Source organism: Kitasatospora purpeofusca (assembly GCF_034043715.1).
GTDB lineage: Bacteria > Actinomycetota > Actinomycetes > Streptomycetales > Streptomycetaceae > Kitasatospora > Kitasatospora purpeofusca_A.
The window spans coordinates 13,518-30,183 of record NZ_JAXCLC010000089.1 but is presented as its reverse complement, the minus strand read 5'-3'; the positions used below and the strand labels follow the sequence as shown (position 1 = coordinate 30,183).

General features: G+C 71.2%; 22 protein-coding genes. 8 read left to right on the top strand and 14 right to left on the bottom strand.

All coding sequences use genetic code 11. From position 1 onward, the window contains the following. The 4 genes from SM793_RS32395 to tgmA form a co-directional block, all read right to left on the bottom strand. Nucleotides 1-290, bottom strand: a 290-nt coding sequence (locus SM793_RS32395) for a MazG-like family protein (protein ID WP_320441898.1), incomplete at its 3' end; no start/stop codon positions are given. Nucleotides 291-368: 78 nt separating this feature from the next. After that, nucleotides 369-1,580, bottom strand: a complete 1,212-nt coding sequence (gene tgmC / locus SM793_RS32390) for an ATP-grasp peptide maturase system methyltransferase (protein WP_320441897.1) — start codon at nt 1,578-1,580, stop codon at nt 369-371. Then, nucleotides 1,577-2,533, bottom strand: a complete 957-nt coding sequence (tgmB, locus tag SM793_RS32385; protein ID WP_320441896.1) for an ATP-grasp ribosomal peptide maturase — start codon at nt 2,531-2,533, stop codon at nt 1,577-1,579. Before tgmB ends, tgmC begins: the two co-directional genes overlap by 4 nt. A 5-nt stretch (nt 2,534-2,538) precedes the next feature. Then, nucleotides 2,539-2,790 carry a putative ATP-grasp-modified RiPP gene (gene tgmA / locus SM793_RS32380; RefSeq protein WP_320441895.1) on the bottom strand — a complete coding sequence of 84 codons (252 nt, stop codon included), beginning with the start codon at nt 2,788-2,790 and terminating at the stop codon, nt 2,539-2,541. A 330-nt stretch (nt 2,791-3,120) separates the two neighbouring features. On the opposite strand from tgmA, the gene SM793_RS32375 reads away from it, so the two are divergent. From SM793_RS32375 to SM793_RS32365, 3 genes are read left to right on the top strand one after another with little or no spacing between them, the layout of a single operon-like run. Continuing rightward, nucleotides 3,121-3,366 carry a hypothetical protein gene (locus SM793_RS32375; protein WP_320441894.1) on the top strand — a complete coding sequence of 82 codons (246 nt, stop codon included), beginning with the start codon at nt 3,121-3,123 and terminating at the stop codon, nt 3,364-3,366. After that, on the top strand, nt 3,338-3,862 hold the full coding sequence (locus SM793_RS32370) for a DUF6879 family protein (protein WP_320441893.1): 525 nt from the start codon (nt 3,338-3,340) through the stop codon (nt 3,860-3,862). Before SM793_RS32375 ends, SM793_RS32370 begins: the two co-directional genes overlap by 29 nt. A gap of 29 nt (nt 3,863-3,891) precedes the next feature. Beyond that, complete coding sequence (locus SM793_RS32365; RefSeq protein ID WP_320441892.1) at nt 3,892-4,743, top strand: helix-turn-helix transcriptional regulator; 852 nt, start codon at nt 3,892-3,894, stop codon at nt 4,741-4,743. Between the two features lie 106 nt (nt 4,744-4,849). Here the strand turns inward: SM793_RS32365 and SM793_RS32360 are convergent, their stop codons facing one another. The 7 genes from SM793_RS32360 to SM793_RS32330 form a co-directional block, all read right to left on the bottom strand. Then, a complete protein-coding gene (locus tag SM793_RS32360) occupies nt 4,850-5,647 on the bottom strand; it encodes a hypothetical protein (RefSeq protein WP_320441891.1) in 798 nt (265 codons plus the stop codon). Continuing rightward, on the bottom strand, nt 5,644-5,973 hold the full coding sequence (locus SM793_RS32355) for a hypothetical protein (protein WP_320441890.1): 330 nt from the start codon (nt 5,971-5,973) through the stop codon (nt 5,644-5,646). The genes SM793_RS32360 and SM793_RS32355 overlap by 4 nt, the downstream gene beginning before the upstream one ends. A gap of 77 nt (nt 5,974-6,050) precedes the next feature. Then, nucleotides 6,051-6,533 carry an XF1762 family protein gene (locus SM793_RS32350; RefSeq protein ID WP_320441889.1) on the bottom strand — a complete coding sequence of 161 codons (483 nt, stop codon included), beginning with the start codon at nt 6,531-6,533 and terminating at the stop codon, nt 6,051-6,053. A gap of 2 nt (nt 6,534-6,535) precedes the next feature. Then, on the bottom strand, nt 6,536-6,838 hold the full coding sequence (locus tag SM793_RS32345) for a hypothetical protein (RefSeq protein WP_320441888.1): 303 nt from the start codon (nt 6,836-6,838) through the stop codon (nt 6,536-6,538). Continuing rightward, nucleotides 6,838-7,893: a major capsid protein gene (locus tag SM793_RS32340; RefSeq protein WP_320441887.1), complete on the bottom strand. Its 1,056-nt coding sequence runs from the start codon at nt 7,891-7,893 to the stop codon at nt 6,838-6,840. The genes SM793_RS32345 and SM793_RS32340 overlap by 1 nt, the downstream gene beginning before the upstream one ends. Before the next feature lies 1 nt (nt 7,894). Continuing rightward, nucleotides 7,895-8,317 (bottom strand): head decoration protein, encoded by a 423-nt coding sequence (locus tag SM793_RS32335; protein WP_320441886.1) that lies wholly within the window; start codon nt 8,315-8,317, stop codon nt 7,895-7,897. Nucleotides 8,318-8,445: 128 nt separating this feature from the next. Beyond that, a complete protein-coding gene (locus SM793_RS32330) occupies nt 8,446-9,069 on the bottom strand; it encodes a hypothetical protein (RefSeq protein WP_320441885.1) in 624 nt (207 codons plus the stop codon). 157 nt (nt 9,070-9,226) lie between these two features. Here SM793_RS32330 and SM793_RS32325 point away from each other — a divergent pair, with 157 nt between their 5' ends. Beyond that, nucleotides 9,227-9,622, top strand: a complete 396-nt coding sequence (locus SM793_RS32325; RefSeq protein ID WP_320441884.1) for a hypothetical protein — start codon at nt 9,227-9,229, stop codon at nt 9,620-9,622. Between the two features lie 317 nt (nt 9,623-9,939). Here the strand turns inward: SM793_RS32325 and SM793_RS32320 are convergent, their stop codons facing one another. Further along, the gene (locus tag SM793_RS32320) at nt 9,940-11,787 is read right to left on the bottom strand and encodes a hypothetical protein (RefSeq protein WP_320441883.1); all 1,848 of its coding nucleotides are present in this window, start codon (nt 11,785-11,787) and stop codon (nt 9,940-9,942) included. Between the two features lie 85 nt (nt 11,788-11,872). On the opposite strand from SM793_RS32320, the gene SM793_RS32315 reads away from it, so the two are divergent. After that, nucleotides 11,873-12,700 (top strand): hypothetical protein, encoded by an 828-nt coding sequence (locus SM793_RS32315; RefSeq protein WP_320441882.1) that lies wholly within the window; start codon nt 11,873-11,875, stop codon nt 12,698-12,700. A gap of 10 nt (nt 12,701-12,710) precedes the next feature. Here SM793_RS32315 and SM793_RS32310 read toward each other — a convergent pair whose 3' ends face one another. Further along, on the bottom strand, nt 12,711-12,890 hold the full coding sequence (locus tag SM793_RS32310) for a hypothetical protein (RefSeq protein ID WP_320441881.1): 180 nt from the start codon (nt 12,888-12,890) through the stop codon (nt 12,711-12,713). Nucleotides 12,891-12,927: 37 nt separating this feature from the next. Between SM793_RS32310 and SM793_RS32305 the strand changes: the two genes are divergently transcribed. Next, nucleotides 12,928-13,724 (top strand): IS5 family transposase gene (locus tag SM793_RS32305; RefSeq protein WP_413816085.1). Its coding sequence is split into 2 segments (ribosomal slippage): nt 12,928-13,273 and nt 13,273-13,724, totalling 798 coding nucleotides; the frame shifts between segments, so codons are not numbered across the junction. A gap of 248 nt (nt 13,725-13,972) precedes the next feature. On the opposite strand, the gene SM793_RS32300 is transcribed toward SM793_RS32305, so the two are convergent. Next, nucleotides 13,973-14,323: a helix-turn-helix transcriptional regulator gene (locus SM793_RS32300; RefSeq protein WP_320441880.1), complete on the bottom strand. Its 351-nt coding sequence runs from the start codon at nt 14,321-14,323 to the stop codon at nt 13,973-13,975. Nucleotides 14,324-14,543: 220 nt separating this feature from the next. Here SM793_RS32300 and SM793_RS32295 point away from each other — a divergent pair, with 220 nt between their 5' ends. Together SM793_RS32295 and SM793_RS32290 are read left to right on the top strand one after the other, a co-directional pair. Then, entirely contained in the window at nt 14,544-15,794 is a 1,251-nt protein-coding gene (locus SM793_RS32295) for an IS110 family transposase (protein WP_320441879.1), read from the top strand. A gap of 176 nt (nt 15,795-15,970) precedes the next feature. After that, complete coding sequence (locus tag SM793_RS32290) at nt 15,971-16,621, top strand: hypothetical protein (RefSeq protein ID WP_320441878.1); 651 nt, start codon at nt 15,971-15,973, stop codon at nt 16,619-16,621. Nucleotides 16,622-16,666: the final 45 nt, after the last annotated feature.

The window sequence follows — 16,666 nt, the reverse complement described above, 5'->3', positions numbered from 1 at the left end:
GCGACCCGGTCGAGGTGCATACGGAAGACGTCGTTCGCGTCGGGGTTGCGGCTGCGCAGGGCGACCATGGCGGTGAGGATCACGTCGCACAGCTCGGCCTGCACGTCGGCCTCGGTGTGACTGCGACCCTTGCGCGGGTTGGAGGAGAGGACGCCGGCGATGGCCTCACTGACCTCGCCGACCTCTTCGCTGAGTTTCAGGATGCGCATCAGCTGTTCCTGCTCGGGCGGCAGGGTGGCGCTGGCGTCCAGCCAGCTGACGAGCTGGGCGACGATGTCCCATTGGGTCATGAGGTGTTCTCCTCGGGAGGGCGGGCTGCCCTGCCTCCGCGGTGGCCGGGCAGCCCGGGTCGGGGCTGGCGGTGGGGGTCAGGCGATGCGGTGCTCCCAGCGGAGCTTGGGCTGCTCACCGATCCAGTGGTTGCCATGGGCGGTGGTGATCCGCTGGCCGCCGATCCAGTAGGTATGCGCTCGGGAGGTGATCTGGAGGCGTACGTCGGTGATGGCGGGCTGTCCGGCTTCGCGCCAGGCGGTGATGGTGTCCTCGACCGCGTCCCACAGGGCGACGGGGCCGCCCTGGCGGACAGTCCAGGTGCCGTCGGTCTCGGTGAGCTCAGCGAACGACTCCCGCGCGGTGTCGAAGAGGTAGGTACGTGCGTCGCCGTCGGCGGTGGTGGCGCGGACGAGCTGCGCGCCGGGCGCGGCGAGCTGTGCGAGGAACGCGGGCATCCAGTCGCGCAGGACCGCCGGGTCGAGGGCGGTGAGGCGTTCGGTGTCCGGATAGGCGGCTCGGGCTGCGAGGTCGCCGTCGAGGGGCCGGTCGGCCTGGGAGCGGGCGGGCATGAAGGAGCTGCGGCTGACGATCCGGCCTTCGGCGGTGCCGTCGTCGTTGACGGTGACCTTGACCAGGCCGGTGCCGTAGGTCCAGGAGCCGACGGTCGCCAGGACGGTGCCGCCGGGCCGGGTCTGGCGGATCCAGGCGTGCGGGATGCGGCGTACCGCGCAGGTGGCGATGACCTTGTCGTAGGGGGCGCGGCGGGGGTGGCCGAGGAGGCCGTCGCCGGTGACGGTCCAGGTGGAGTGTCCGGTCTGTTCGAGGGCGGCGTCGGCCCGTCGCGCCACGTCGGGGTCGACTTCGATGCTGGTGACGTTGTCCTCGCCGAGGCGGTGGCAGAGCAGCGCGGTGGAGTATCCGGTGCCGGTGCCGACCTCCAGAACGGTGTGGCCGTCGTGGAGATCGAGGGCTTCGATCATGGCGACGACGGTGACCGGGGTGGTGGAGGAGGACGTGGGGAAGCCGGCGAGGGGCTCGGACGCCTGGTCGGCGGTGAGGTGGTTGTCGAGCTGGGTGACGAGGGATTCGTCGAGGTAGGCGATCCTCGCCCATTCGGCGGGGTCCGTGCCGAGCTGGGTGACCGGCTGCCAGTGTCCGTCGTCGGTGGGAAGGAACACCCCGGGGTGGAGGAACAGCTCGCGGGGTGTGGCTTCGACGGCCGCGCGCAGTTGGGGGGTGGTGAGGTGGCCCGCGGCGGCGAGACGGCCAGCGAGGGCGGAGCGGTAGGGCTGGGTGTCGGTGGTCATGGTGTTCCTCGGGTGAGCAGGTCGGCGAAGGCGGCGGCGAGGGGCAGTCCGGTTTCGTCTTCGAGCCAGCCCCACTGGCCGTTGGGGTTGAGCTCCAGCCAGTGGTAGTTGCCGTCGTGGTCGAGGGCGAGGTCGAAGGAGCCCGAGACGAGGCGGAAGTGCTCCAGGTAGTCGAGAAGCGTGTTCTGCAAGCTCTCGGGCAGGGTGATCACGGTGTAGGTGAGGGCGGCGTAGTCCAGGCGCCAGTCGAGCAGGTCGGAATCGATGCGGACGGCGAACACGCGGGTGCCGGCGACGATGACGCGGATGTCGGCGGCCTTGTCGATCCGGGCCTGGAACAGGTGCGGGACGACGGTGATCCGCTCGTCGATCTCGGCGGCGGCGACCGGCTCGGTCCACGTGGTCATTCCGGTGCCGCCCTGGTGGTAGGGCGTCCAGCGCAGCGTCTTGAAGACGACTCGGTCGTGGGCCTTGATGAACTCGCGCGCGTCGTCGGGGATGTTCGTGACCAGCGTCGGCGGGACGGTGAGGCCCAGGCGTTGAGCGACAGCGAGTTGGAGGGGCTTGTGGTCGGCAGCGCGATTGTGGAGCGGGTGGTTGACGAACAGGCAGTCCGGCAGGGCGTAGAGGGTGCCGCCGAGCCCGAAGCGGGTCTGCGCGGCGGCAAACCGGGCATCGGCCGGGTCGAGGTGGTCGAAGGTGGGCCAGTCGGGGCGTCGCCAGTACAGGGAGCGGATGCCGGTCAGGTCGGCGGCGCGCGAGGCGGTGTGCAGCTGCCCGGCCGGCGCGGCCGGGCAGCTGCCGAAACGGGCGGAGACCAGCAGATCGGTTCCAATGTCGGCGGGGTTGAAGCGGATCACCTCCGTACCCCGCCGGTTGAGTTCGGCGATCACCATGTCGGCGGTCATGTCGTCCACCGCGGTGGCCACGGCCACCGGTCCCGTGCCCGTCATCGTCATCAGTCCGTCGAGTCGTCCTGGTCGTGGTCGGTGTCGTTGCGAGAGTCCTGGTTGGTGGACTCGGGCTTGGTCTCCGTCCCCTTGGCCGTACCGTGCTTGCCCATCTCCACGACACGGCCGTCCTGGTCGAGGAACACGGCGACCTGGGTGTTCGGGTCGAGGACGACGGTGGTGTAGGGCTCGACGGTCACCGACGGGTAGGGGCGCAACCTGGTCAGGCCCCAGGGGCGGAGCTCGGTCACGGTGGTCATCGCTTCCTCCTTGTGCGTCGCGGTGCGGAAGAGGCGGGGCGACACCGGGCTTGCAGCTGTGCTCCGCCCCTCAAGATGTGATTGACCGTAGTGGCGCGGTTGCGGACGGTGCCAGAATTTTGCGCGGAATTGCGCTCTCGCGCGAAGCCGGCCGCCGCCGCCCGCGCAACACCACCCCGAGAGCACGAGTTGACGACCACGCCGCCGCGGACAAGCCAGGAGCTGCCGGTCGCGGTCCGAACGCGGGCGGGGACTGCGCCCTTGACGGTGGCCACTCAGTGGGGAATCGTCTTGCAAATCTGCGCAACTGGCTTGCGAGGGAGGGCCGGCATGAAGAAGCTACGGTTCATTGGGATCGACCCCAACACGGGGGACGATGAGTGCCCGACGGTCTGGTACGACGAAGAAGCCAAAGAGATCGTCATCCAGGGCTGGAAGGCCGACAACGAGCTGCGCACCGCGTGCCTGGAGACCGGAAGCATCCCCGACTCGGAAGATGTGGTCCGGCTACCGGAGCGCATGGTGCCGATCTTGAGGAAGGCGTGCGATGCCGCCGAAGGTACCGACGTTCGCTGAGCAGTTGGCTGCTACTCGGTCCACCGCCGTGCACCTGGAGATGCGCGACTCCTACAGCGTGGCCAAGGAGGACCAGACGTTCGCCGCGTGGCAGGACGGCTTCCGGCATGATCCGGCTGACCGCGCGTCCTGGTGGCGGCCGTGGCTCACCCTGATCGAGGACACTGTGGGCCGCGGGGTCCAGGTCCGCCGCGCCAGGATCGTGTCCGAGCCGGTGTCGGAGTACATCCGGTACGAGCACTCCGGGACGTTCACCAACATCGCCGCCGGCGAGCAGATCCGCTGGCTGCCCCGACGGCAGGCGTCCGACATCGCCCTGCCGGGCAATGACTTCTGGCTGTTCGACGGCGAGCTGGTGCGGTTCAACCACTTCACCGGCAACGGCGAGTCCGCGGGCCCGACCTTCAGTGACGACCCGGCGGTGGCCCGACTGTGCGCGACCGCGTTCGAGGCGGTCTGGCACCGGGCCGTGCCGCACGAGAAGTTCACCGTCTGACCTGTACCGCACCAACCTCAACAGCAACGATGCCGACCTCCCCGTCCTCCAGCGCCCAGGCGGCCCGCATGGCCCTGGCCGCCCGCCTCGGCGAGCTGATGCGCGACGCCGGCCTGAAGGGCGGGGAGTTGTCTGTCCGCTGCGGATGGCACGCCGCCAAGACCTCCCGCATTCTCAACGCCAAGGCCGCCCCGACCGACTCCGACATCCGCGCGTGGTGCCGGGTCTGCGGCGCCGACGACCAGGCCGACGACCTGATCGCTTCCAACCGCGCGGCGGACTCCCTGTACGTCGAGTGGCGGCGCCTCACTCGCACGGGGCTACGCCACGCCCAGCAGGCCCGGGTCCCGCTCTACACCCGCACCCGCCACTTCCGCGCCTACTCCTCCCGTGTCGTCCCCGGCGCGCTGCAGACCAGGGAGTACGCCACCGCCCTGCTGCGCACGGTCGCCGATGTCCGCCGGACCCCGGACGACGTGGCGGACGCTGTCGAAGCCCGCCTGGCCCGTTCAGGCGTCGTCTTCGAGGGCGGGCGCCGCTTCGTCGCGGTCATCGAGGAGTCCGTCCTGCGGTACCGGCTCGGCGACGAGGCGGTGATGGCCGGGCAACTCGGCCACCTGCTCCGGATCATGTCGATGCCGTCGGTGTCGCTGGGCATCATCCCGTTCACGGCAGGCCCTCGCACGATGTGGCCGGTGGAGACCTTCAACCTGTTCGACGACCGACAGGCCGGGGTGGAGCTGCTGTCGGCCCAGGTCACCGTGACCGCCCCTGGTGATCTCGCGCTCTACAACCAGGCGTTCGCCCGGTTCGCCGGGCTCGCGGTTCACGGCGCCGCCGCCCGAACGCTGATCACCGCTGCGATAGACGCGCTCCGATGAATCGCGCCAGAGCTTCGGTCGTTTCCCCGTTCTGGACACTGGCCCCGCGGGACTGCGGGCGGGCGACCGTAGCGAGGAGCCGTGCCCGTGCGCCGAGGTCACCTACTCAGTCACCCTCCGGCCGCACATCAGGTCTCAGGCCGAACGCCCTGGTGCAGCGGGGGTGGGAGATCGGCCACTCGGCGGCGTCGTCAACGGTGCGCAGGGTGCGGGTGGCCTTGTCGGGATCCGGGTGGGAGGTCCAGCCGCAGTCGTAGCCGTCCGACACCTCGACGTGGGTGATGCCGTGTTCACGAGCGGCGGCGAGGGTGCCGGTGTTGGTGGCGACGGCGGCCCGGGTGTGGAGTGCGGCTTCGGCCCACGCCTGGACGGGCATGCGGGTGCCGTTGCGGTAGATGACTCGGTCGAGGCGGTAGGTCGCGGCGAGGCGGTCCGCGAGGGCTTGGGCAGCGGCCCGGGCGCCGCCTGGGTCGGCGCTGAGGAGCGGCAGGTCGTGGCGGCGTGCTGCGCGAGCGGCGCGGTAGAACGCTCCGGAGGTGCGGACGGTCTCCTGGGCGCGGCGGAGGAGATCGCTGTAGGTGTCGGTGGTGAGCGCCCGCAGGGTGTCCTGGTGGGTGGGTGTCCACTCGAAGGTGCGGCCGATGCCGGCGGTGGCGGCGCGGGCGGCTTCCTCGTAGAGGCGAGCGACCTCGCGGTGCGCGAAATCGCCGATCACCGCGTCCACGGTGTGGTGGAAGCTGCGGATCGCGTCGGCGAACGCGGCGAGGGCGGACGCGAGACGGGCGGTACGGCGCCCCGCGACAAGGGCGGTGAGCACGGCGGCTTGCGCGTCGGCGAGCGGCTGCCAGGCAGCGCCGAGGTCGCCAGCAACCTGCTCAGCGTCGGCTTCGAGGGTGTCGCTCATCGGGTGCGGCGGGCCGGGGTCAGGACGCTCATGTCGAACTGTGGGGCAGTGTCGCCGCCGGGCGCGGTCTCATCGGGCCCCAGCGCGTTGTGGAGTTCGGCGAGTTGGCGTTCCAGGCCGGTGAGGTTGGCGCTGCGGTCCATGGTGACGACGCCGTCGACCACCAGCCGGAGGGGGTCGGCAAGGAGGGCGGCGCGGCGTTCGGCGAGGACTTCGAGGGCGACGGCGCGGGCGGTGCCGAGGCGGCTGTGCCGTTCAGTGAGGTCAGCGGTGTCGGTGGTGGGGCCGAGCTGGGCGCGGAGCCAGGCCAGGGCTGCGGGGTCCATGAGCGGGCTCCGTTTCGTCGGTCAGACGGGACCGGCGCCCGCAGCGTGATAGCTGGGCGCCGGTCGCCGAGTCGGGGTCAGCGGGTCGGCAGGGTGATCTCCCACCGGGTGCGCGGGATCTGCTCGGTCCCGTGGCTGGTGCGCGGGCGGGAGGGGGTGTCCCAGCCCGGCCGGGCGCGGCAGTCGGCCGCGTTGCGCCACCCGGCTGCCCGGAGGCTGGCGCCGCTCTCGCCCTGCTGGGTGTAGGTGATCGCCCGCTGGTAGCCCAGAGCCCGGGCGGCACGCCACACCGCCCCGTAGAGGAACGAGCAGGCGTTCGGGTGGCCTGGGGTGGCGAGGCGGGTGACCTCGACGGTGAGGCCGTCATCCAGGGCCCTGGCGACGGGACGGCCGACGATGGCGACGCCGACCAGGCCGCTGGCGGCCACCGCGCCCAGCGAGAACTTGTGGCCTTGCGGGGCGCGGTGGCTGCGGTGGATCTGGTTGACGTAGTCGCTGGCGGTGCGGAACGGCAGCGGCACGATCGTCATCCGGCCGGTCGGCGGGTCAGCGGACGGCACTGCTACTCCGTCGCGGTCGCCCGGGTCTTGCGGGTGCGGGCCGCCTTGGGAGCCGGCGGGCCGTCCCCGTCGGAGGCGGGTTCGTCCTCCTCGTCGTCGGCCGGGTGACCGTCGCTGGTGGCCGGGTCGTCCCCGTCGTCGTCGGGGTCGTCCACGTCCCGGTCGTCGTCGGGGTGCCAGGCGCCTGGGTGGGTGATCAGCTCGGCGAGTTCCCGGGCGGGGATCTCGTCGGGCAGCAGCACGAGGCGGTCCCCGGTGGCGGGGTCCTCCAGGTGGACGGCGAAGGCGAGTCGTCGGCGCGGCATCACAGCACCTTGGCCACGATGTGGCAGTCCGGGGTGTGGAGGACCGGCATGGCGACGGCAGCTCCCTTGGTCCAGATCTGCACCGGGTCGTCCTGGACACCGCGGGTGAGGACGATGCCGGGGGCGTCCTCCTTCACGATCTCCGGGTTGGTGCCGCGCGCGAGGACCAGGGCTTCGGCGGTGACGCCGTAGATGGTCTGGCCCCACTTGGCGCGGTCCGGCGGCAGCATGATCCACCGGTCGTCCGGGAGGACCTTGGTCGCCGTCCCGTCCACGTTGACCTGGGCCTTGTACAGGGTGACCGGCGGCAGGCCGTAGTCGTTGCGGACGGCGTTGACCTCGGCGACGGTGAGGGTGCGAGTCGGGGTGTTGGAGGGGTTGACGCTCCGGTAGTAGGCGGCCCGGTAGGCGTTGTTGCGGGCGAGGTGGCTGAACGCCCGCTTGGAGGTGATGACGAGCTCCGGTTCGGGTGCGCCGAGGTCGTCCAGGTACTGGAGCCAGCCGAGTTCGTCGGCGAGCGGGTCCGAGGTCGGGTCGCTCCACGGCTTCGGCGCGACCGGCATGTTGCCAGCCGGGACGCCGAAGTCCACCTCGATGCTCAGCCCGTTCTCGGTGGCCGCGTCGAGCGTGAAGCGGCCGTCCACCAGCACGTCACCAGCAGCGAGTTCGAGCCGCGAGCGGATCGCCTCGATGTGCCGCTCGGCGTCGTCGAACAGCAGCTCCAGCAGCCGGTCCTGGTCGGCGCCGTGCGCCTGTTCCAGGAGGATCTGCTGCTGCTCCCCCACGATGAGCTTCTGGCCCAGGGCAGGGAGCAGCCCTTCGCGGGTGGTCTCCCACGCGGTCCGCTCGGCGAACGCCACGCTGGAGTCGTAGGCGCGGTACTTGGCGGTGTTGACCCGGCGCCCGTTGCTCTTGATCCGCCACTTCACCTCGTTGGTGACCAGCGTCGGGAACACCGTGCTGGTGAGGAGGAAATCCGCCGGGGTGGGGATGGAGCGGGCGAAGGTGGTGAGGTCGGCCGCCGAGACGCCCTTGATGAGGTCCTGGAGGGACATGTCAGGCCCCCCAGCGGATCAGGGCGCCGGCGGGCGACGCCGTGATCTTGGTGATGTCGATCCCGCCGGGGATCTTGGAGGCACGGGCGGAGCCGTGCCACAGCAGCGCGCAGGGGATCTTCGGCTGACCCGGCGAGAACAGGGCCTCGTCGAAGACGAGTCCGGTGAGGACCTGGCGGCCGTCGACGGCGGCCGGGTCGTACGGCCCGTAAAGGCCCGACGCGGTGATCTTGCCGAGGGGGACGCCGGACAGGACGCGGCTGTAGGGCTGGGTGGGGTCGGTGGACGCGACGTAGTGGGTGCCGGCGACGAGCTTCGACGCGTCGATGGTGACGGTCTCGGTCTGGTCGGTGCCGTGGAGGCTGGCGAGCCACGGTCGGCCGTGGGCGAGGTTCGCCGTGGTGGTGATCGGCTGGACGGTCAAGGGGTGTGATCGCCTTCTGGAGCTGGCGGTCACGCACTCACCTGCTGGTGGTGCCGTCCACGTCGGAGGTGAGGGGCGTGGTCCCCTGGTCCCGGTTCACTGCCGGGTCAGACGATCGAGATGTCCGGTCAGGACGTGAGGTAGCCGCGCCGCTTGGCCATCTCGGTGCCGAAGGAGCTGGTGGCGGGGGCCTGGCCTCGCGGCGGCGGGCCTCCGGCCGGGGAACCGCTCGGCGCGGGCGGGGTGGCGGGAGGCACGGCCGGACCGAACAGCTCCGGTCGGCGGTCAGCGAGGGCCTTCGCCGCGTCGGCCACGGCCTGGTCGTCGGCGTCGTCGGGTACGTCGAGGAGACGGATCGCGTCGTCCAGGGCCGCGCCGGTCGCGCCGAGGCGGCTCAGCACGGCGTGACGGACGGCCTGCTGGAGACGCTGGAGGGCCTGCTGCTCCCGCTGCTGGGCCTGCTGCTCGCGCTGGGTGGCGGCCTGCTCCCGCCGCTCGATCTCGGTGAGGGCGGCCTGCTCGGCGGTGCGCTGTGCCTCCACCCACGCCTGGAGTGCGGCGCCGTCGGCGAAGCCGAGGTCGGTGACGAGCTTCTTCACGCCGGCGCGGGAGCCCTGGTCCTTCTCGCGGGCGAGGAGCCGCGCCAGGGTGTCCTGGGTGATGAGGGCGCTGCCGGGGTCAGTGGCGGCCGGGGTCTGCGGTGCGACCGGGTCTCCGGCGGGCGGGGCGGCCTGGGGCAGGGGGGCAGTCATCGGATTCCTCCGCAACAGCGCCCCCGCGCCAGTGATCAGTGTAGCTACTCCCTCGACCGGGGCGCGGAGGTGAAGACGCCGAACAGTGCTACGTGCTGAACTCGACGATCGGGTGATTGCCCTACACGTGGGAGCTGGTTCCGGTAGATATGGGCGCGTGAACGACTCCACACCTCCTGAGGACGGCAAGCCCACTTCCTTCACCAAGGCGAAGGAGTGGTGCAAGAAGCACGAGTCGCAGCTCCTCGCTGCCGGCGGCATCGCCGTGGGTCTGGTCGTGGGCCTGCTCGTGGTTCGCCATCTCGGCGAGAATTCGGACGCAGGGACGTACGCCGTCGAGGAGAGCACGGCTTCCGAACCGGTCTCCGCTGCCGAGCCTGCGGACGAACAGCGGCCGTCCCCCAGCCCCCACCTGCGGAAGCTCCGCCCTGGCCAGAATGCCAGCGAGGAGAAGAAGGCGCAGTACAAGGAGCGGACAGGGGAGGACCTTGAGCCCGGCGTCACCTGGGTTGACCCCCCGAAGCAGGAACCCGGCGGCGAAGCAGCGGCCTGAGTGACCCACTCGATTCCAGCAGCGGACCGCCGCCACAGAAGTGGGTTCCCCCGGGGGAACCCATTGAAGACGGTCCTATGGGTTCCCCCGGGGGAACCCATGGGTTACGTGAGGGGAACCCTGTGGGTTACCCCGGGGGAACCCCTTTCTTTCCTTTGTTCCTACTTACTTCCTACCTTCCCCCCAACCCCCACGGCTGTCGCCGCAGGGGGCCAGGAGGCCCCGGTCACGACGGAAGGATCACCCCCGGGCGCCACAGCCCCCGCAGGAGCCCAGAGGGCCCCTGGGAGGCCACTCGGGCTCTGCGGAGTGATCTTCTACCGGTCGGCCTTCTGGAGCGGCGCAGGGGGGATTGCAGGCCCTCCAGCAGGCAGTCCGAGGTAGGCCCTGACTGCGGCGATGTCACCGGTGGCATCGGCAAGGCGGGCAGCGGCATCGAACGCCCGGGACTGGATGCGCTGCACCTCCTCCGGGATGGACTCGATCGGGTACCCCGCGTCGGCGAGCATCCGCACACACGTCTCCAGGGAGAACACCCCGGCCTGGTAGCCCTTCGTGGCCTGCTCCAGTGCCTCCGCCTTGTCCGTGGGCACGTGCGGGCCCCAGATGAGCTGACCGGCAGGAAGCTCCCCGCCCGGCCAGCCGACCTGCCCGGCCTGGAACAGGCGCCCCACCATCTTGAACAGCAACTCGTACTTGTGGGCGCGGGCGAGACGCATCTCCCCGACCAGGGCATCCAGCGGGCCCAGCGCGAGGGCCAGCGCGTACCCGGACGGCACCTCGGACGGCTGGACCGTACCGAGGCCGGACGCGGTCAGCCTGCTGTTGCCCGCGAGCCGGTCGAGGAGGTGGTCGGTGCGCTCGCGCAGCTCCCGCAGCTGCGGGGACGTGTCCAGGGTGGACATCGAGCCGCCCTCGTTCAGGGACCACACCGTGCCGGCCTCGACCCGCAGCGGCACCGGCACCCCGGTCCGGTCCTTCGGCAGCCGCACCCCGGACAGTGCGACGATCGGCGTGCCGGTCGTCCCGGACGCGGCGGAGGAGTCCGTGTCGGTCGCGGAGACCTCGTCCAGTACCTGCATCACCCGGGAGATCACCGGCTGCCCCCAGTGCTCGCCCACGTCCGGGATGCTGTTGGTGAGGTGCACGACCGGAACGAAGTCGATCTGCAGGTCCAGCGCCTGGAGGACCTGGCCGTCCCGCCGGACCCGGTAGGTCGCCTTGTCAGCGGGCAGCGCGTACAGGTTGTGCCCGGCCTTGAGGTCTTCGAGCAGCCACTCCGCGTCCGTGAGGTAGCAGGTCACGCCGCTCAGACGGTCCGGCGCCCACGGGTAGACCCGGGTCACCTGCCCCGTCACCGGGTCGGCACGGTCTCCGGGCAGCAGGACACGCTCCCCGTCCGGCCCGGCCGCCCACTCCCGGTAGGGGCCGCCCTTCTCCGGGACCACCGGCACGGTCGCCCCGCCGATCGGGCCCAGCTCGTAGGTGATGCGGCGCAGCCTCGCCTTCTGCCCGGTGACGGGGTCCTCCGGCAGCTCCCACGCGAAGTGCACCCGGGCAGGGAACTGCGCCGAGTCGACCTCGTCCTCGGTCCACTCGGGGAAGAAGAACCCCGGGTCCATCGTCCGCAGCACCGGCCGGGCTGCCTGCGCGTCCCAGGCGAGAGTGAACACCCCGTCGCCGTACCGCACCGCGGACCGCTCGCCCTGCTGCATCCGCATCGGCAGCAGCTCCTTGCGGGCCCACGCCCGAAGCCGGTCCTGCACGTCCCGGGCAAGAGCGGCCTCCGGGGTCGGGTTCCCGCCATCGCCCTCGGCCCCGGGCACGACGATGCTCTGCGACGCGCCGAGGAGGTAGTTCAGCGCAGCCGAGTTGAGCTTCGCCGGGTCGCCCAGCTCCCGCCGGTCCTGGCCGGACTCGTCGCCGGCCGCGTAGGCGAGCTGCCCGGCCTGGTTGTGGTCGTACGCGGCGAGGAGCTTGTACGCCTGGAGACGCCGCAGGTCCTCCGGCGGCACCCAACCGGAGGCGAGGTCCCCGAACGGGCCGATGCCCCTTCGCGGGACGGTAGCCATGACCGGCTTGTAGTTCAGCCACGACCAGCCGTCGATGATCAACTCGCGCAGGCCCACGATGCTGCCCTCCCAGGCAACCAGGCCCCACGCCACCGCTCAGCCTACGGGGGGATCAACTCGCTTCCGCCTCCCCCGCCGCGGGTGCCACCATCAGCTCACCGACAGAAGGGCAAGCTCGATGGGACGTCTGGACTTCGACCGCTACTCGCTCAACATCAGGCCGCGGCGGCGGGCGGTCAGCTTCATACCCGGCTTCGGCGCCCACCGCCTGACCGTGAACCTGGAGTGCACCGCGGCGGGCACCTGGCCCAAGGACGCGGCGCACTCCGTGACCGGGGCTCTGTGGGCCGCCGACCTTCCCAGGCATTCCGGCTGGCTGGGCCACCTCGTGCAACTGGAGCCGTTGAAGGCAGCCGAGTTCGCCGTCCCCACCGAGTTGGAGGTGACGCTGACCGATGCGCAGCTCGCCGCACTGGAGCAGGCCCGCAGCGGCGCAGACCTGCGGCTGCGCCTCGATATGGTGGTCACCGCGCTGGCTCCCACCGGCAAGTGGCCGGCGCGCAACCTCCAGGAGCAGATCGACATCCCGGACGCGGAGTGGTCGAAGGAGGTCACCGAGATCGGGCACGGGGCATTCGTGACCGTGCTGGTCCCCATCACCGACAACACGGGCCGAGCGACCGCGGCGCGCCGCCTGCGCGAGGCGCAGACCGCCATCCGCGCCGGCGACTTCGAGACGGCCGTCGCCAAGGCCCGCACGGCGCTCGACGCCGTCCGGCCCCCCAACCACCAGGCCGCTCACTCCCAGGCCGTCAACAAGAAGGCGAAGGACCGCACCCAGGACGAGCGGTGGACGATGCTCCTCCAGGCCGCGTACGACCTCTTCGGCGGCGCGCACCACGACGACCCCGGCACAACCGAGCACTTCACCTGGAGCCGGGCCGACGCGGTCACCGCCATCGCCACCACGTCCGGTCTGCTCAGCCGCCTGGACGAGCAGCCGTAGCCGCTTCGCGCTACGCCGGGATGCGGCAGCCCGCGTCGAAGCCGTCCCGGTCGACCATCACCTTCTGCGCCGGGGTGAACTTCTCCCATTCGGCGTCGCACGGCTCAGGGTCGCCCTGCCGGTCACCGCGCTGCACGATGGCGAGTTGCGCGTACCGGCCGACCACCTTGGAGGCGTCCTTAGAAGACATCTCATTTGGGTGGGTTGAGTAGACTCCGGGTGTGCTAATCGTTGAGCGGCTGGTGCCGGACGAGCTGTGGGAGTTGTTCCAGTTGGTAGTGCCGGACGCTCCGGTGCGCCCGCAGGGTGGTGGCCGGCGGCGCCACGGGGATCGCGAGGTGCTGGCGGCGATCGTGTTCGTCGCCACCTCGGGGTGCACGTGGGCCCAACTGCCGCCCTGCTTCGGACCGTCCGGGCCCACTGCCCATCGGCGGTTCACCGAGTGGAGCAGGGCCCGGGTCTGGGCCAAGCTCCACCGGGTGGTCCTGGAGGAGCTCGGCGCGCGCGGCGAGCTGGACTGGTCGAGGTGCGCGGTCGACTCGGTGAACATGAGGGCCCTGAAAAAGGGGAGCTGACAGGTCCAAATCCTGTCGATCGAGGCAAGTACGGGTCGAAGATCCACCTACTCACCGAACGCACCGGTTTACCGCTCTCGCTCGCGATCTCCGGGGCCAACGTCCACGACAGCCAAGCCCTGATACCGCTTGTCGACGCCATCCCGCCGATCCGCTCACGACGCGGCCCCAGGCGGCGCAGGCCCGGCAAGCTGCACGGCGACAAAGCCTACGACCACCGCTTCATCCGCTCCTACCTGCGGCGACGGCAGATCCCGGCCCGCATCGCCCGCCGAGGCATCGAGTCCTCCCAACGCCTCGGCCGCCACAGTTGGGTGATCGAGCGCACCGTCGCCTGGCTCGGCGGCTTCCGCCGCCTCCACCGCCGCTACGAACGCAAGGCCGACCACTTCGCCGCCTTCACCAGCATCGCAGCAGCCATCATCTGCGCCCGCAGACTCACCAAATGAGATGTTTTCTTATTGCGCTGGCGCTCGCCGAGCAACCGTCCGGCCCACTCCGGGCTGCCCTCGACCACCGACGCCGTCGGCGACGGCACCGTGGCCGCAGTCGGCCCGCCGCCGTTCGACGTGCAGGCCGACAGGCCCGCGACCAGCGCGATCGTCACCACCGCAGCGGCCTGCCGTATCCCACCCACGTTCATGATCGGAGAAGATAGCAGCGCCCACGAACAACCCTACCCGGCGGCCCGCACCTGTCATCCGGCCAGGTCGGCGCGGCCTCCTCGGGCCTGGTCGCCGCTCTCCGCAATCTCGGCCCACAGCCCGGCCGGGTACAGGTCGAGCTGGAGGGCGATCTCCAGGCCGACGATGGTCGACAGGCCAGGCAGGGCCCGTCCGGCCAGCAGGTCGTTGAGCGTCGTGTGCTTCACGCCCGCCTTCTCGGCTGTGTACCTCGCCGACCACGACCGGGCGTCCATCGCGGCTCGGACCTTGAGCACGAAGGCATACCCGACGACCGCCTCCGGCGGCGCGTCCGCAGTCAGCTTGACGTCCGGCCACTCCCCCTCCGCGATGAACGATCGTGGCACCTGATGGTTGCGTGGCACCGCGGCTCCTGGCTTCCGGGGATGTGACCGCCTCATCCTGCCCCGTTTCGGATGATCTTGCTTGCGTGAACGCCAGTGGAAGGTTTAACTTCCACTCGTGGCGCACTCTCGCGCCACCCGGGCGGGGTGTCCGCCGGCGTGCCCGAGCTGTGTCGTGGCCAGCGGGCTTCACCGGTGGGGTCGGCGGACATCCCGGGCGGCACCAGACCGAGGGGGCGCTGTGGCATCGCCGAAGTTCTTCGCCGGCGTCGACTGGTCGGAGCACCTCAACGATCTCGCCGTGGTCGACCGGTCCGGCGAAGTCGTCGCCAGCACACGGTTCGAGGCGACTCCCACCGGAGCCCGCGACGCCCTCGCAGTACTCTCCGGCCTGCGGAGCAGTCACACCTTCTCGCGCCGATCGGTGCCGGTCGCGATCGAGGCCAGCCGCGGCCTGCTCGTCACCGCGCTGCGCCGCCACGGCCAGACCGTGATCCCGATCCACCCGTCCACCGTCGCCCGCTACCGGGGCCGCCTCAACCCCGGCAACCGAAAGAAGTCCGACGCTGGGGACGCCGCGCTCCTCGCCAACATCCTGCGCACCGACAGCCACGCCCACCGCCCGCTGCACACCAACTCCGACGACGCCGACGCGGTCGGCGCCCTGACCCGCGCCCAGCTCCGAGCCACCCGGACCCGCCAGTACCACTACCTCCAACTGCGCTCACAGCTGCGGGCGGTGCACCCGGCCGCCGTGACCGCCTGGGCGCACCTGGACGGCCGACTCGTCCGCCCCGAGGCGCGGGAGGTGATCACCCTTGCCCCGACCAGCGGCCAAGCCGCCCGCCTCACCCGCAGGCAGATCCGCGCCGCACTCGAACGCTCCGGCCGGACCCGGCTCCTCGACTCCGAGACGGACCGCCTGTTCGCCCTGTTCCGCGAGCCGGTCCTGCGCAACCACCCGGCAGTGGAAGACGCCCTCGGGCAAGAAGTCCTCACCACCCTGCGATTCCTCGGCGAAGCGTGCCAGAGCGTTGCCGAACTCACCGCCGCAGCAGGCGACTTGTTCACCCAGCACCCGCAGAGCCACATCTACCAGTCCTTCCCCGGCGTCGGACTCCTCACCGGCGCCCGCCTGCTCGGCGAACTCGGGGACGACCCCACGCGGTTCGCCACCGCGAAGGGCCTCGCCGCCTACGCCGGGGCCCGGCCGTTCACCTGGGCGAGCGGCACGTCCCGAACCGTCCTGCACCGCAGGGTCGCGGCGAACAAGCGCCTGGCCGCGTACGGACACCACTGGGCGTTCACCTCGCTGACGAAGTCCCCGCAATGTCGGGCCCACTACGACAAGCGGCGGGCCGCCGGCGACCGGCACAACGCCGCCCTGCGCCGCCTGTTCGGCAAGCTCCTCGCCTCACTCCACCACTGCCTCCTCCACGACGAGCTGTTCGACCCGGAGGCAGCGTGGCCACGGCCCCCCGACCCCGCCTGAGGCCTCGGGTGGGTGGACGGGCGGCCGGGCCGGAACAACGCCTGAGGATTCACCCCGGGCCGCGAGCCCCGATGCGGGAACGGTGCCGCGCCCGGCCGCCTCTCCGCCCACCCGAAAGCCCACCGCCCCGAGCCGAAGCAAGCCCACTTCACGACCCTGCGGAAGGACCAGTAACGATGCGCGGCATCCTCGACGAGACGTACCTCAACACCCTCTGCGACCACCTCCGCAGCACGCCACCCACTGGCGGTGACTGGGTGACGCACGCCCGCGCATGGGCAGCCCCGCCCGGCGGCGGGCACCCGGGCGCAGCCCTCAGGATCGCCGCCAGCCCCCGAGTCCTGTACGAGGTCGCCGGGGACGCTGGGCTGCCTCTCCCTCTGGGCTACGGTCCGGTGTCCCGCTACCAGGCCATCGCGCAGGACAACGCACTGGCGGTCACCCTCGCCGTGTTCGCGGTGATGACCGGCACCGCACCCGACGGGCAGGCCCACACTCCGCAAGGCCCCAGCATCGGCACGGTGATCGGCGGCCTGCCCCGCCGCGGGAACGCCCAAGCGATCACCGCGAAGGCAACGATGCGGGCGATCGAGACTGTCAGCCGGCAAGCGATGTCCCGGCTCGTCCACGACGCCGAACGGGCCCGGGGCTCGGCGGTCGACCTGCGCACCGTCGCCGCACTGGCGTTCTTCGTCGCCGGGAGCAACCGGCCGCAGCAGCTCACGACGAACCCCACCGGGCACTGGCCGAACGCCCTTGCCGGGCGGCCGTCGTGGACACCGGTGGACGAGGTCAGCAGGGACTTCGCCACCGCGATGGCCGCGTAGGCACCCAGCAACTGTCTCAGCGGAGTTTGACGGGCTGCGGGTTGT

Bases quoted from the DNA above. Each gene is read 5' to 3' on its own strand.
- SM793_RS32310 (WP_320441881.1), bottom strand. From the start codon at position 12,890: ATGTCTTCTAAGGACGCCTCCAAGGTGGTCGGCCGGTACGCGCAACTC.
- SM793_RS32330 (WP_320441885.1), bottom strand. From the start codon at position 9,069: ATGACTGCCCCCCTGCCCCAGGCCGCCCCGCCCGCCGGAGACCCGGTC.
- tgmA (WP_320441895.1), bottom strand. From the start codon at position 2,790: ATGACCACCGTGACCGAGCTCCGCCCCTGGGGCCTGACCAGGTTGCGC.
- SM793_RS32360 (WP_320441891.1), bottom strand. From the start codon at position 5,647: ATGAGCGACACCCTCGAAGCCGACGCTGAGCAGGTTGCTGGCGACCTC.
- SM793_RS32365 (WP_320441892.1), top strand. From the start codon at position 3,892: ATGCCGACCTCCCCGTCCTCCAGCGCCCAGGCGGCCCGCATGGCCCTG.
- SM793_RS32375 (WP_320441894.1), top strand. From the start codon at position 3,121: ATGAAGAAGCTACGGTTCATTGGGATCGACCCCAACACGGGGGACGAT.
- SM793_RS32290 (WP_320441878.1), top strand. From the start codon at position 15,971: ATGCGCGGCATCCTCGACGAGACGTACCTCAACACCCTCTGCGACCAC.
- tgmB (WP_320441896.1), bottom strand. From the start codon at position 2,533: ATGACGGGCACGGGACCGGTGGCCGTGGCCACCGCGGTGGACGACATG.
- SM793_RS32355 (WP_320441890.1), bottom strand. From the start codon at position 5,973: ATGGACCCCGCAGCCCTGGCCTGGCTCCGCGCCCAGCTCGGCCCCACC.
- SM793_RS32345 (WP_320441888.1), bottom strand. From the start codon at position 6,838: ATGCCGCGCCGACGACTCGCCTTCGCCGTCCACCTGGAGGACCCCGCC.
- SM793_RS32370 (WP_320441893.1), top strand. From the start codon at position 3,338: ATGCCGCCGAAGGTACCGACGTTCGCTGAGCAGTTGGCTGCTACTCGG.
- SM793_RS32315 (WP_320441882.1), top strand. From the start codon at position 11,873: ATGGGACGTCTGGACTTCGACCGCTACTCGCTCAACATCAGGCCGCGG.
- tgmC (WP_320441897.1), bottom strand. From the start codon at position 1,580: ATGACCACCGACACCCAGCCCTACCGCTCCGCCCTCGCTGGCCGTCTC.
- SM793_RS32340 (WP_320441887.1), bottom strand. From the start codon at position 7,893: ATGTCCCTCCAGGACCTCATCAAGGGCGTCTCGGCGGCCGACCTCACC.